The organism is Lysobacter sp. Soil_N_51 (genome assembly GCF_057655755.1).
On the sequence record NZ_JBDGLR010000002.1, the window covers coordinates 524374 to 538012 of the forward strand.

The 13639-nt window shown below is 68.0% G+C and carries 8 protein-coding genes, 1 pseudogene and 1 riboswitch; of the genes and pseudogenes, 3 read left to right on the forward strand and 6 right to left on the reverse strand.

The features are described 5' to 3' along the window. Window positions 1-19: 19 nt before the first annotated feature. A complete protein-coding gene (locus AC3A4T_RS05240; RefSeq protein WP_487674416.1) occupies window positions 20-2239 on the forward strand; it encodes a prealbumin-like fold domain-containing protein in 2220 nt (739 codons plus the stop codon). A gap of 85 nt (window positions 2240-2324) precedes the next feature. On the opposite strand, the gene thrC is transcribed toward AC3A4T_RS05240, so the two are convergent. The 4 genes from thrC to AC3A4T_RS05260 form a co-directional block, all read right to left on the reverse strand. Further along, window positions 2325-3611 (reverse strand): threonine synthase, encoded by a 1287-nt coding sequence (gene thrC / locus AC3A4T_RS05245; protein ID WP_487674417.1) that lies wholly within the window; start codon window positions 3609-3611, stop codon window positions 2325-2327. A 293-nt stretch (window positions 3612-3904) separates the two neighbouring features. Then, window positions 3905-4888: a homoserine kinase gene (locus tag AC3A4T_RS05250; RefSeq protein ID WP_487674418.1), complete on the reverse strand. Its 984-nt coding sequence runs from the start codon at window positions 4886-4888 to the stop codon at window positions 3905-3907. Then, window positions 4885-7479 carry a bifunctional aspartate kinase/homoserine dehydrogenase I gene (gene thrA / locus AC3A4T_RS05255; protein ID WP_487674419.1) on the reverse strand — a complete coding sequence of 865 codons (2595 nt, stop codon included), beginning with the start codon at window positions 7477-7479 and terminating at the stop codon, window positions 4885-4887. The genes AC3A4T_RS05250 and thrA overlap by 4 nt, the downstream gene beginning before the upstream one ends. A 537-nt stretch (window positions 7480-8016) precedes the next feature. Beyond that, the gene (locus AC3A4T_RS05260; protein WP_487674420.1) at window positions 8017-8556 is read right to left on the reverse strand and encodes a YbhB/YbcL family Raf kinase inhibitor-like protein; all 540 of its coding nucleotides are present in this window, start codon (window positions 8554-8556) and stop codon (window positions 8017-8019) included. A 488-nt stretch (window positions 8557-9044) separates the two neighbouring features. Here AC3A4T_RS05260 and AC3A4T_RS05265 point away from each other — a divergent pair, with 488 nt between their 5' ends. Then, on the forward strand, window positions 9045-10160 hold the full coding sequence (locus AC3A4T_RS05265) for a M23 family metallopeptidase (RefSeq protein WP_487674421.1): 1116 nt from the start codon (window positions 9045-9047) through the stop codon (window positions 10158-10160). Between the two features lie 24 nt (window positions 10161-10184). On the opposite strand, the gene AC3A4T_RS05270 is transcribed toward AC3A4T_RS05265, so the two are convergent. Then, on the reverse strand, window positions 10185-10844 hold the full coding sequence (locus AC3A4T_RS05270; RefSeq protein WP_487674422.1) for a hypothetical protein: 660 nt from the start codon (window positions 10842-10844) through the stop codon (window positions 10185-10187). Window positions 10845-10911: 67 nt separating this feature from the next. Then, window positions 10912-10983 (reverse strand): annotated as a pseudogene (locus AC3A4T_RS05275) (DUF6053 domain-containing protein); the annotation flags it as partial. An 82-nt stretch (window positions 10984-11065) separates the two neighbouring features. After that, window positions 11066-11167, forward strand: a riboswitch (TPP riboswitch). 91 nt (window positions 11168-11258) lie between these two features. Here AC3A4T_RS05275 and thiC point away from each other — a divergent pair. Further along, a complete protein-coding gene (thiC, locus tag AC3A4T_RS05280) occupies window positions 11259-13145 on the forward strand; it encodes a phosphomethylpyrimidine synthase ThiC (RefSeq protein WP_056116362.1) in 1887 nt (628 codons plus the stop codon). The last annotated feature ends 494 nt before the right edge of the window (window positions 13146-13639 follow it).

Sequence of the window (13639 nt, forward strand, 5' to 3'; positions counted from 1 at the left end):
GTCGCCGCGACGGTCGAGGTTGCGACGGGCGATTCGCCGTCATGCCTGGGTGTTGCTCGGCTGGGCGCTGCTGGCGGGGTTCTGCCCGGGCGTGTTCGCCCAGTCCGGTTCGCGCGTGATCGTCAACGGCGACCTGGAGTTCGGTGTACCGAACGCGTCGGTGGTGATGATGGACACCGATTTCGGTTTCGGCGCCACCTTCGACGGCGGCGTGAACGCATCCAATCCCTGGTTCACCTCGCACCAGGCCCAGCCGGGGCAGTGCAGCGCGGCCTTCGGAGCCGTCGGAGTCTGTCATCCGGTCGAAACCTGGGGGTCCAACGTCAACCCGGACCTGACCGGCCCGGTCGCGGCCAATAGCGGGACCAACTTCGTCGAACTGAACGCGTTCGTGGGTTCGATGATTTACCAGAATGTCTGCCTGGTCGCCGACGATGTCTTGAGCTATCGCTTCGCTCACCGTCGCCGCGTGCTCGCCGGCAGCGGAAACAATCCCGACAGCGCGGCGTTGCGGATCAAGAATCAGGCCAACGGCCTGGTCCAGACCATCACCACTTCCAGCGTCACCGGCAGCAGCTGGGCCATCCGCACCGGCAGCGCGACGGTCGGCGCGGGCGTGTCGGGCATCCTGCGCCTGGGCTTCGAGGCCATCGCGACCTCGTCCGGCAACATCAGCGCCGGCAACCTGCTCGACAGCGTCAGCATCAGCCTGCGTCCGCTGGTCGATCTCGGCGGCTCGGCGTCGTTGGGCGCGCAAGCCGAAGGACAGGACCTCGGCGATATCTTCATTCGCCTCAACGGCACCTCGCAGCCCGGCGGCACGGTGATCGCGCTGCAGCGCATCGCTGCGGCCAACGGCGACGCGGCGGCGCTGGACAGCGATTTCATCCTCACCGTCGGCGCGGGCGCCACCATGAGCCATGCCGCCGGCAGCGACATCTGGTTGATCACGATTCCGGCCGGCGCGGAATTCGACGGCGGGGTCGCGCCGGGCGCCGCCGGCGCGAGCAATCCGCCCGACGGCATCAGCATCGATGTCGATGCCCTTACCGATGCGCTGATCGAGCCGCGCGAATCGTTCCGCTTCCAGATCGTCAATCCCGGCGCCTCGAGTTCGAGCAACAACTGGCTCAGCAGCGCGCCGACCTGCAGCACCCAGACCACCACCACCCCGGATTTCGTCATCACCGGGCAATCGCAGGTGCGGCTGGCGAAGATCAGCGACGGCGCCGTCGGCAGCTTCAACTTCGCCTTCGGCAATGCCGATACCGATCTGCTCGCCGCCGGCACCCAGGCCGCCGCCGCCATCGCCACCAGCGCGAGCGGCACCGCGGCCTTGCACGACGCCGACGCCGGCGCGGCGGGCGCGCAAGGCAGCGCGGTGGTAACGCCCGGCGCGGCCGTCACGATCGCCGAAACGATCCCGCCGGGCTGGGTGCTGAATTCGGCCGAGTGCGTGGATGCCGCCAATGCGCCGGTGGCCGGCACCAGTCTCGTTGGCGGCACGCTGACCATTCCGGGCGCGGCCACCGCTGCCGGCGCGTCGCTGACCTGCACCTTCCGCAATGGCCGCTCGCCGATCGTACGCCTGGGCAAGCGCCTGCCGAACGGACGTTTCGCCGCCGCCGACCAGTTCGTCCTGAGCATCGCGCCGCCGGGCACGGGGGCGGCGACGTTCACCACCGCCGGCAGCGGCGACGTCGCGGCGGGCCAGGCGGTGGTCGATCCAGCCGTCGCCGGCACGAGTTACACGCTGTCGGAAACGGCGACGGCGGGCGCCGATCTCGGCAACTATGCGATCAGCTACGCATGCACCAACGCCAACGCGGCCGGCAGCGCGGGGCCGTCCGGCGCCGCCGCGACGTTCGAGCTGGTACCGGCGGCCGGCGACGACTTCACCTGCACCTTCGCCAATACCCGCAACCCCTTGTCCGATCTGTCCATCACCAAGACCAACACGCCGGCCGCGGGCGCGACGGATCAGGCGGGCGACGTGGTGACGCGCGAAACCGCCATGGTCTATCGAGTCGTCGTGACCAATCACGGTCCCGACGCGGTGACCGGCGCGCTGGTGCGCGATCCGGCCTCGCCCGGCCTCGATTGCACCGCGGTGACGTGCGCGGGCACGGCGTGTCCGGGATCGGTGACCGTGGCGGCGCTGCAGGGCGCGGGTGTCGCGCTCGGCGCCTTGGCCAACGGTGAGTCGGTGAACTTCGATCTGACCTGCACGACGCAGTGAGCAAGGCCGGCGCCGCGATCGGATCGCGATGACGGGTCCGGGCATCGGCTCCGGGCCGGTCGCTTCAGGACCGGCCGGCAACAGCTCAGGCCAGCAACCGCGCGCGCAAGGCCGCGTAGTTCGCGCGCAGCGGTTCGGCCGAGGCCGGCCGTGCCAGCGATTCGGCCAACGCCGGCGGCGGTTCGACCGCATGCCCCACCAACGGCTCGACGATGCTGTCGAACTTGGCCGGATGCGCGGTGGCGACCACCGCCCACGGGCGTTCATCGCCCTGTGCGCGCAGCGTTTCCAGCACATGCAGGCCGGTCGCGGTGTGCGGGCAGGGCACGATGCCATGGCGTTGCGGCGCGGCGCGAATGGTGTCAACGATGGTCGCGTCGTCGACGCCTTCAGCCTGGATCGCCGCGCGCAGTTGCGCGTCGTCGCAATGCCAGTGGCGCAGGCGTTCGAAGTTGCTCGGCGCGCCGACGTCCATCGCGTTGGCGAGGGTGGCGCGGGTCGGCTGGGCGGCGTAGTCGTCGCCACCGAAATAACGCGGCAAGGTGTCGTTGGCGTTGGTCGCCAGGCGGATCTCGCCGATCGGCAGGCCCATGCGCTTGGCCACGAACGCGGCGCAGGCGTTGCCCAGGTTGCCGGTCGGCACGATGAAGTTGAGCGGTTCGCCGCGTTGCGCGTAATGACGCGATGCCGCGTGCGCGTAGTAAGCCGCCTGCGGCAGCAGACGGCCCAGGCTGATGCTGTTGGCCGAACTCAGCGGGCGCTGCGCGCGCAGGTCTTCGTCCGACAAAGCCTGCTTGGCGAGGCGTTGGCAGGCGTCGAAATCGCCGTCGACGCGCAGCGCGCGCACGTTGTCGCCCCAGCAGCCCAGGCCGTGCGCCTGCCGCGGCGAGACCCGGCCGTCGGGGTAGAGAATGACCACGTTGAAGCCGGGGCGTCGATGGAACGCGGCGGCGACCGCGGCGCCGGTGTCGCCGGAAGTGGCGACCAGAATGGTGGTGGGTGCTTCGGACGGTGCCTTCAATCCGGCCAGCGCTTCGGCCAGGAAGCGCGCGGCATAGTCCTTGAACGCGGCGGTGGGGCCGTGGAACAGCTCCAGCAACCAATCGTCGGCGCGCGCGAGCGGGCGCAGCGGTGCGTCGAACGAATAGGCGCGCGCGCAGATCTCGGCGAGGTCCGGTTCAAGCGCGGAGTGTTCGAAGTAGGGCGCGAGCACGGCGTGCGCGGTGTCGGCGAGGGTATCGGTGTCGAGCGGCTGCGCCAATGGCGCGAATCGCTCGGGCACGTACAGGCCGCCGTCCGGCGCGAGGCCGGCCGACAGCGCCGCGTCGATGGCGGTGGGCGGCGTTCGTTCGCGGGTGCTGAGGAAGTTCATGGTGGGTCTCTGGGGGAGGCGGCGGCGTTGGGTGGGGTTGGAGGCGAATGAGGAATGAGGAAAGAGGAGTGAGGAGTGAGGAGTGAGCTAAAGCCCAAGTTCACCTGGCCGCCGTTTTTCGAAGAGGCACTCGATATGTGGGAATGTGATGAGTCGGTCGCGCGCAGATGTGCTTACGACGAGGAGCACGGCCTCAGGTCGTTGAGCAACTCCAGATACGCGCAGAGCGGTTCCCCCCTTTGAAAAAGGGGGGCTAGGGGGGATTTGCTTTTCCCCCAAGCCACCGCGTCCCATCAACCGATCACATCCGCGCGCGGCCCGCTCACCGCCGTGACATAAGCGCGCGAATCGAAACCGGCGTCGGCGAACGCGGCGCGCATCGCCGGCGCGGCGACGCTGGCCTGCGCTTTCGAGGCGAACCAGGCGAAGCAGCTCGGGCCGGCGCCGGAGATGCTCGCGCCGAGCGCGGCGTGATCGAGCGCGGCGGCCTTGACCGCGGCGAATCCGGGGATCAACGGCGCGCGGCGCGGTTCGACCAGCAGGTCGACCAGGCCTTCGCGCAGCAACTGGGTATCGCCGCGCTGCAGCCCGGTCAGGAACAAGGCCAGGTGCGCGCTTTGCTTGACCACCAGCGACAGCGGATACGGGTCGCTGAGCACGGCGCGCGCGCGGCGCGTTTCCAGGACCTGATCGGGATGCACCACCACCGCGTACAACCAGTCGGGCACCGACAGCGGAATCATCCGGGTCGAGGTCGCCATCACCACGCCACCGAGCAGCATCGGCGCGACGTTGTCGCCGTGGCGGCTGCCGCTGGACACCGATTCGCCGTCGAGCGCGAATTCGTACAGCGCATCGCGCGACAGCGGCTTGGCGAGCAAGGCATTCGCCGCGACCAGGGCCGCGACGCACGAAGCGGCCGAACCGCCAAGCCCCGAACCCAGCGGAATGCCCTTGTCGAGTTCCAGTTCGAACCCATGCGCAAGCCCGAGCTTGGCGCGCAGGCTGATGAGCGCTTGGCCCGCGGTATTGCGTTCGGGCTCCAGCGGCAGCGAATCGGCGCCGGGCACATCGCCGCGGATCGCGCGGATGCGCACCACGGGTTCTTCGATGCGCCGCACCGTGGCGACATCGCGCGGCCCGTCGATCGAATGACCAAGCACATCGAAGCCGACCCCGATATTGCCGACGCTGCCGGGCGCGAATGCGCGCGCCTGCTGCGCGCCGTCGGCATCGGCGTCTGATCGGGCGGGAGAAGCGGGCGACGCAGCGCTCATGCACGGGCTCCGAGGGTTTGCGCGATCGTCAACAGGTCGCCGAACACGCCGGCGGCGGTGACATCCGGGCCCGCGCCGGGGCCCTGCACCACCAGCGGATTATCCGCGTAACGGCGGGTGCGGAACTGGATCAGATTATCGGTCAGCGCGCCGTGCAAGGAGGCATGTCCCGGCGGCGGCGAAACCACGCCGACGCTGGCGCGGCCGTCGCGATCGAGCCGGGCCAGATAACGCAGGCTCAGCCCGGCCGCGCGCGCGGCGTCGAAGCGTTGCTGCAGCGGCGCGTCGAGTTCGTGCAGGCGCTCGAAGAATTCGTCCTTCGACACGTCGCGCAGCGAGGCGGGCACCAGGCTTTCGACCTCGATCTGGTCCAGCGAGAGCGAACGCCCGGCCTCGCGCGCCAGGATCACCAGCTTGCGCGCGACGTCGGTGCCGGACAGATCGTCGCGCGGATCGGGTTCGGTGTAGCCCAGCGAATGCGCCTCGCGCACCAGTTCGGAAAACGCGGTCTGGCCGTCGTAGCGGTTGAACAGCCACGCCAACGTGCCCGACAGAATGCCTTCGACTTCGGTCAGCTCGTCGCCGGTGTCGAGCAGCGAGCGCAAGGTCTGGATGATCGGCAGGCCGGCGCCGACCGTGGCTTCGTAGCGGAACTGGCCGCCGTTGCGCGAGGCTTCGCGGATCGCTTCGTAGCGTTCCAGCGGGCCGGCGCCGGCGTGCTTGCTCGGAGTGACGATGTGGATGCCGGCGGCGATCCACTGCGGGTAATACGCGGCGACCGCGTCGCTGCCGCTGCAATCGACGATCAACGCATGCGGGATGTGCTCGGCGCGGACGTGTTCGGCGAAGCGTTGCAGGTCCAGCGTTTCGGCCTCGGCGGCGAAGTGTTCGCCGGCTTCGTCGAACGCCATCGCGCGCGGCGCCAGATGCATGCGGCGGCTGTCGGCGAGCGCGCGCAGGCGCAGGTCGAGGCGCGAATCGCGCTGGAAACGCGGCTGCGCCGCGGCCAGTTGCGCGAGCAACGCGCGCCCGACCTTGCCCGGCCCGATCAGACCGAGCGAAATGCATTGCGGCGACAGCCAGAACGCCGAGTGCGCGGCGCGCAGCGCGCGGGTCGCGTCGCGCGCGCCGATCGCCACCGAGATATTGCGTTCGCCCGCGCCCTGGGCGATCGCGCGCAGGTTGATGCGCGCCTTGGCCAGACCGTCGAACAACTGCGCGGCGACGCCGGGCAGACCGACCATGCCGTCACCGACCGCGGCGAGCACGCAGATGTCGGGGGTGATGGTGACGTCCTGCGCCTGCCCGTCGGCCATCGCGTCGGCAAACGCGGCCAGGATCGCGGCGCGTCCGCGTTCGGCCTGATCGGCGCGCACCGCGCAGCAGATCGAATGCTCGGACGAGCCTTGCGAGATCATCGTCACCGACACGCCGGCGCCGCGCAGCGCGCCGAACAGACGCTCGGCGGTGCCGGGCACGCCGACCATGCCGTTACCGACCAACTCAAGCACCGCGAGGTCGTGAACCAGACTTAGCCCCTTGACCGGCGCGCCGTCGGCCTGAGAGTGCAGGCTGATCAGCGTGCCCGGCGAATGCGGGTTGCGGGTGTTGCGGATGCGCAGCGGAATGCCGCGCTGCTGTACCGGCGCGAGCGTCTGCGGATGCAGCACCTTGGCGCCGAAATAGGCCAGTTCGCAGGCTTCGGCGTACGACATCGACGGCAGGCAGACCGCGTCGGGCACCAGTCGCGGATCGGCCGACAGCACGCCGTCGACGTCGGTCCAGATGGTCAGCGCGTCGGCGTCGAACAGCTTGGCGAAGATCGCCGCGGAGTAATCGCTGCCGTTGCGGCCCAGGGTGGTGTCGCGGCCGTGGCTGTCGCGGGCGACGAAGCCGGTGATCACCACGTTGCGGCCGGCATGCTGTTTGCGCCACGCGTCCAGGCGTTCGCGGCTCAGCGCCCAGTCGACGCCCACGCCCATTTCGCCGGGATGCACGACCAATACCTCGCGTGCGTCCAGCCGGGTCCAGCCGGCCGCTTCACCGCCGACCGCGGCCAGCATCAGATGCGAGGACAGCACTTCGCCCAGGCCGGGCAGGGCGGCGGCGAACTGATCGTCGGCCTGCGCGGCGACCCGTTCCAGCGCGCCACGCAAGGCGTCGAATTCGGTTTCCAGCACAGCGCGGGTGGCGTGACGGCGATGCGGGTCGAGCGAATCGGCGGTGTCCAGATGACGGCGGCGCAACGCGGCCCAGGCCGGCGCCCAGTCCTGGCCGTCGCGCGCGGCCGCGACCAGCGCGACCAGGGCGTCGGTCACGCCCTGCATCGCCGAGACCACGGCGATGCGATGCGGCGAGCCGTCGTCGAGCAGGCCGACCGCGACCCGATAACGATCGGCATCGGCCAGGCTGCTGCCGCCGAACTTGTGGGTGTGGCGAGCGGGCGCCAACGCGGAGGTGGAGGCGAACGGGGCGACCGCCGCGGCGGCGGGCGTCAGGGCGGCGGAAAGATCTGGCCGGGCTTCGGACGGTTCTGCCTCGACCACGTCGGGCTGGGCATCGAAAGCGGCTTGGTGCGGTGCGGACGACATGGAAAGCTCCTGGTGGAGCTCCGCGTCCCGACTCGGGTGAGGCCAGCGGCCCGCACCCTGGTCGGGTGCGGAGCGGCGTGGTCTGTTAGCTGGACACGCCCGTCCGCACCCCTGTGGGAGTGGTACCGGTACCGGTGGTGGTAATCGACATCGACGCTACGCGCGAACCCCAGCCGGTGGGCTGGGTCGAGGCGTTGCGGTCGATGGCGAAGGCGGGGTGCATGGGCTAGCAATAACCCGCCGTTGTGCGGCGCGTCAAGGGGCAATCGAGAGGAATGTGGCGGGCGGCGGGTTCGGCCGGCGGTCGGCGGATCGGGGCGTTGCGCGGCCTGGCCGCGCGATGTGGTGGTTTGTGCGCACTACTTGTGCGCTGCGCGGTAGTCGCAGTATCGCGGTCGCGGCTTACGCCGCTCCTACAGGGAGCAACTGTAGGAGCGGCGTAAGCCGCGACCGCGATATTTCACTGACGACGAAACCAACCAACTCAGCCGCCGCATGCACGACCACTGCATGCATGCGGCCTCACCGCCCACTCTCTCAACGACTGTAAGTCGCCGTGATCTTCGCCTGCCCCAGCGCATCGCTCTTGATCATGAAAGCGGCCAGCGCGGCATTAGCTTTCGCGTCGATCTTGAGTTTGTCGCTCTTGAGCGCCCAGACCGTGAATTCATAGCGATGGGTCTTGCCCGGCAGCGAGCACGGCCCGCCGTAACCGGGACGGCCGTAGTCGTTGCGGGTCTGCACCGCGCCGGGCGGCAGACCGGCGGCGCCTTCCTTCAACTCGGTGGTTCCGGCCGGAAGATTGACCACGATCCAGTTCCACGCGCCGTTGCCGCCGGGCGCGTCGAGGTCCTGGACGGTGACCGCGAAACTGCGCGTGCCGGCCGGCGGATTGCGCCACATCAGCATCGGCGCGAGGTTGCCGCCCTTGCAGCCCAGCTCGGGGTAGGCGTGGCGGATGCTGATGCGGTCGCCTTCGTGGATATCGATGCTTTCCAGCACGAAATCGGCGGCGTGTGCGAGCGGCGACAGCAACAGCAGCGACAGGGGAAGGGCGAGGCGAGACAGCGATTTCATGGCGATCCGATCCGTTGGAGTGCAGGGGAATACCGCGCGGGCGGCGCGCGAGCGGCGGATTATGCCGCGCGAACCCGCGGTGCCGTGCGATGACGGCGCCGAGGCGCGGGTCCGCTGCGATCTGCGCATCCGCCGAAAACCGACACGACGAATACGCAAACAGTGAATTTCATACTGAATTTATGTGGTTTATCAATTCAGTTCAGCGTGCACCGGTGCCATCGCCCATTCCATCCCTCGGCGAATGTGGAAGCTGAATGTCAGAACTGGAGAAACAGTCTCACTTGAAACCATAGGAACGGACCTGCGTCGCGCGACACGGCATGCCCCGGCCCGCAGAGTTTTCGCTGCTCGCATCACCAATGAGCGACGGATGCGAACGATCGACCCATCACGCGACACCGACCGACGACGATTCGGAGCGGCGCGCGACGCTCGCTCATTCAATCATCGGGAGCAAGGCAATGAAGGCGATTTCGGCAGCAAGAATGACGCTGTTGGCGGGTTGCGTGTTGATCGCGATCTGCGGCGGGGCGGCAGCGGCGGAACGCGGCGGCGGGTTGTCGGGCGAGGATCTGGTCTATTCCTACGACGAGATGTTCGACTTCGACACCGACACTTACCTGGCCAAGCACGCGCCGCATCTGCGCAAGCATTCGGAAGAGATTTCGCATTGGGCCGGCTACAGCGGCATCAGCCCGAAAGTGCTGATCGCGTTGATGGAGCAGCAAAGCGGCGCGATCAGCGCCAAGCGCGCGACGAACCGTCCGTTCGGCAAGCTGGCCCGCGCCGACGGCTTCGGCGCGCAGACCCGCGAAGTCGCGCTGGCGCTGCGCGAGTCGTTGTACGAGCGCGATCCCGAAGGCGCCAAGGGGCCGGTGACATTGGCCCGCGCCAACCCGCTGCAGGCGCTGTTCGAACGTTCCGGCGACAACGAGCCGGCGGCCGCGCTGCGTGGCGACGGCGAATTCCAGCTGGTGTACGGCCGTTTGTTCAACGAGCCGCGCCAGGCCCGGCCGACGTCCGACCGCTTCGCCAAGGCCGGACCGGACGTGCAGCCGCTGTCGCCCAACGGCCTGCTGCAGTTCCCGTTCCCGCGCGGCGCGCGCTGGCACGTCGGCGGCGCGCATACCAACACCGGCTCGGGCAATTACCCGATGTCCTCGCTCGACATGTCGCAGGGCGGCGGCTGGGGCAGCAACCAGAGCGGCACCTGGGTGTCGGCGTCGGCGGCGGGTTCGTTCAAGCGCCACTCCTCGTGTTTCGCCGAAGTCGTGCACAGCGGCGGCTGGTCGACGACCTACTACCACCTGATGAACATCCAGTACAACACCGGCGCCAACGTGTCGATGAACACCGCCATCGCCAACCCGGCCAACACCCAGGCGCAGGCGCTGTGCAACGGCGGCAGCTCGACCGGTCCGCACGAGCATTGGTCGCTGAAGCAGAATGGCAGCTTCTACCACCTCAACGGCACCTACCTGTCGGGCTATCGCATCACCGCGACCGGCAGCAGCTACGACACCAACTGCAGCCGGTTCTACCTGACCAAGAACGGTCAGAACTACTGCTACGGCTATTACACCAACCCCGGCCCGAACTGAGGTCGGCGCGTATCGCCCGCGTCCTCAGTCGCCCCACGGCGGCGGGGGCGCGGGCACCGGCCGGGTCAGATCGAATTCGACCCGGAACAGTCGGCCGGGACGCGCGAGTTCGTAGACGAAGCGCTGATCGTCGATCTCGATCGCCCATACGTTCGGTATCGAGACTTCGCGGCCGAGCTTGCGGAACATCGCCTTGCTGTAATCGTCGGCGGGGAATTCGTAACGGACGTACGACGTGCCCGCGCGTTGGTCGCCGCCGTACATCGTCAACGCATCGTCGCTGCCGTCGGCATGACGGTGGTCGTGCTTGAGGCGCAGTTCGCCATCGTGCTCGGTGAAAACCCAGGTGCGCGAGCGATCGTCGCCGACATGGAACGGCACGCGGATCTCGTCGCCGCCGCATTCGCGCACATTCATGACCAGGCGCTTGCCGGCGAAGGGGTCGTCGGTGCTCTTGGGCGTGTCGGTCACGATGCGGCCGGCGAAGGCCTTGCCGCACAGCCGGCGCAGACGTTGCAGCGGATCGGCCACGGCCATCGCGGCGTCGGCGGCGTTCGGCATCGCTTGCGCTGGCTTGACCGCGGGCGCGGCGCAGGCCGACAAGGCGATTGCGAATGCCGTCGCCAGGCAGGCGCGGCCTGCGGTGACGGGGCGGGGCGAGTGCTGGCTTGAATGAGTAGTCATGGCCACACGCTAACCGGGCGCGACCGCGCCGGGCAAATCCGTGTCCGCCGAGGTCTGTGGGAGGAGCTTCTGCCCCGAAGCTGTTCGGTCGGCTCGCAGCGATCTGAACGAAAGGCGTCGGGGCTGAAGCCCCGCCCACAAAAGATTTCGCGACTTCGTCGCCGCCCGCCGCCGCGATCCCCGTCGGAATTGGCGCCCACGCCCGTTTCCATGTCTAATGTGCGTTGAAGCGGGGGTACCGCGGCCCACGGCCGGCGGTTGAGACAGTCCCTTCGAACCTGATGCGGTTGACACCGCCGTAGGGAAGCTTCGCCGGACACGGCCCTGCCGTGGCCGTGCGCCGCCCGCTTCGTCCCTGCTCGCCAGAGCGCGCTCATGAGCCCACGCCATGAGTTTTTACCAGGACGAATGCCAATGAATGCGGTGCCCTCGAGCAAGCAAGACCTGATCCAGCAAGCCGAGAAACTGTCGGCCGACGTGACCCGTCCGATTCCCGGGTCGCGCAAGATCCACGTGCAAGGTTCGCGCCCGGATCTGCAGGTGCCGATGCGCGAGATCGAACTGGCGCGCACGCCGACCATCTTCGGCGGCGAAGACAACGTGCCGCTGGCGGTGTACGACACCTCGGGCATCTACACCCAGACCGGCGCCAACATCGATCTGGTCGCCGGGCTGGCGCCGTTGCGCGCGGCCTGGATCGCCGAACGCGGCGACACCGAGGCGCTGAGCGGGCTGTCGTCGGAATTCGGCCGCAAGCGCGAGCACGATCCCAAGCTGGCGCATGTGCGCTTCGGCAACCGGCCGCTGCCGCGCCGTGCGATCGGCGGCGCCAACGTCACCCAGATGCATTACGCGCGCCGCGGCATCGTCACCCCGGAAATGGAATACATCGCGATCCGCGAGAACCAGCGGCTGGAGTCGATCCGCGAAGCGCACCTGCTCACCCAGCATCCGGGCCAGAGCTTCGGCGCCAACATCCAGAAGATCATCACTCCCGAATTCGTCCGCGACGAAGTCGCGCGCGGCCGCGCGATCATCCCGAACAACATCAACCACCCCGAAAGCGAGCCGATGATCATCGGCCGCAACTTCCTGACCAAGGTCAACGCGAACATCGGCAACTCGGCGGTGTCCTCGGGCATCGCCGAGGAAGTCGAGAAGCTGGTGTGGTCGATCCGCTGGGGCGCGGACACGGTGATGGACCTGTCGACCGGCAAGCACATCCACGAAACCCGCGAATGGATCCTGCGCAATTCGCCGGTGCCGATCGGCACGGTGCCGATCTATCAGGCGCTGGAAAAAGTCGACGGCCGCGCCGAGGAACTGACCTGGGAAATCTTCCGCGACACCTTGATCGAGCAGGCCGAGCAGGGCGTGGATTACTTCACCATCCACGCCGGCGTGCTGCTGCGCTACGTGCCGCTGACCGCCAAGCGCGTGACCGGCATCGTTTCGCGCGGCGGTTCGATCCTGGCCAAGTGGTGCCTGGCGCATCACAAGGAAAATTTCCTCTACACCCATTTCGAAGACATCTGCGAAATCATGAAGGCCTACGACGTGGCCTTCTCGCTCGGCGACGGCCTGCGTCCGGGTTCGATCGCCGATGCCAACGACGCGGCGCAGTTCGGTGAACTGGAAACCCTCGGCGAGCTGACCAAGATCGCCTGGAAGCACGATGTGCAGACGATGATCGAAGGCCCCGGCCACGTGCCGATGCAGTTGATCAAGGAGAACATGGACAAGCAGCTCGAGGTCTGCGGCGAAGCGCCGTTCTACACCCTCGGGCCGCTGACCACCGACATCGCGCCGGGCTACGACCACATCACCAGCGCGATCGGCGCGGCGATGATCGGCTGGTTCGGCACCGCGATGCTGTGCTACGTGACGCCGAAGGAGCACCTGGGTCTGCCGAACAAGGAAGATGTGCGCGAAGGCCTGATGGCGTACAAGATCGCCGCGCACGCGGCCGATCTGGCCAAGGGCCATCCGGGCGCGCAGGCGCGAGACAACGCCATGAGCAAGGCGCGCTTCGAATTCCGCTGGGAAGACCAGTTCAACCTGGGCCTGGACCCGGAACGCGCTCGCGAATACCACGACGAAACCCTGCCGAAGGACGCGCACAAGGTCGCCCACTTCTGCTCGATGTGCGGCCCGCACTTCTGCTCGATGAAGATCACCCAGGACGTGCGCGACTACGCCAAGGAACACGGTGTGGAAGAGGTCGCGGCCTTGAGCGAAGGCATGGCGGAGAAGTCGGCGGAGTTCTTGGCGCAGGGCGCCGAGGTTTATCGGCGGGCTTGAGTCGTTGCGATCGGCGCGCTGCCTTGGGGCGGCGCGCTGATTGGCTGCAATGTGATGGTTGGTTGCGTCGGCTCGCGCGGCGAAAAGCGAATCCCCCTCGATCCCCCTTTTACAAAAAAGGGAAGCGCTTCGACTTGAGGCGCAGGTAGCGGGTGGCGACGATGCTTCGACGACATCAGGCTGCATGGGGCGTTTATGGCGATGATGCTGTTACCGCGATGGCGCTGAGTCGGCCACCTCGTTTGCAAGCGTCAATCGATCGACCCGCGAAGCCGCTTGTCTTCCCCCTTTGTAAAAGGGGGATTGAGGGGGATTCGCTTTTCAGGACGCGACGACCCTAGCCCTCTATCCGTCACCAGGCCCGCCGCAAGCAATCCGGGCAGGGCGCGCAGCGGAGAAAATCGAAGAGTGAGAAATTGCCCGAAGCAAGGCATGCTTGCCCCGCTCCTACTCACTCCTCACTCCTCACTCCTCTCCACTCACTACTCGCCTCA

Coding starts and splice junctions, on each gene's coding strand:
- AC3A4T_RS05270 (WP_487674422.1), bottom strand. CDS start 10,844: ATGACTACTCATTCAAGCCAGCACTCGCCCCGCCCCGTCACCGCAGGC.
- thrA (WP_487674419.1), bottom strand. CDS start 7,479: ATGTCGTCCGCACCGCACCAAGCCGCTTTCGATGCCCAGCCCGACGTG.
- thrC (WP_487674417.1), bottom strand. CDS start 3,611: ATGAACTTCCTCAGCACCCGCGAACGAACGCCGCCCACCGCCATCGAC.
- AC3A4T_RS05265 (WP_487674421.1), top strand. CDS start 9,045: ATGACGCTGTTGGCGGGTTGCGTGTTGATCGCGATCTGCGGCGGGGCG.
- AC3A4T_RS05260 (WP_487674420.1), bottom strand. CDS start 8,556: ATGAAATCGCTGTCTCGCCTCGCCCTTCCCCTGTCGCTGCTGTTGCTG.
- thiC (WP_056116362.1), top strand. CDS start 11,259: ATGAATGCGGTGCCCTCGAGCAAGCAAGACCTGATCCAGCAAGCCGAG.
- AC3A4T_RS05250 (WP_487674418.1), bottom strand. CDS start 4,888: ATGAGCGCTGCGTCGCCCGCTTCTCCCGCCCGATCAGACGCCGATGCC.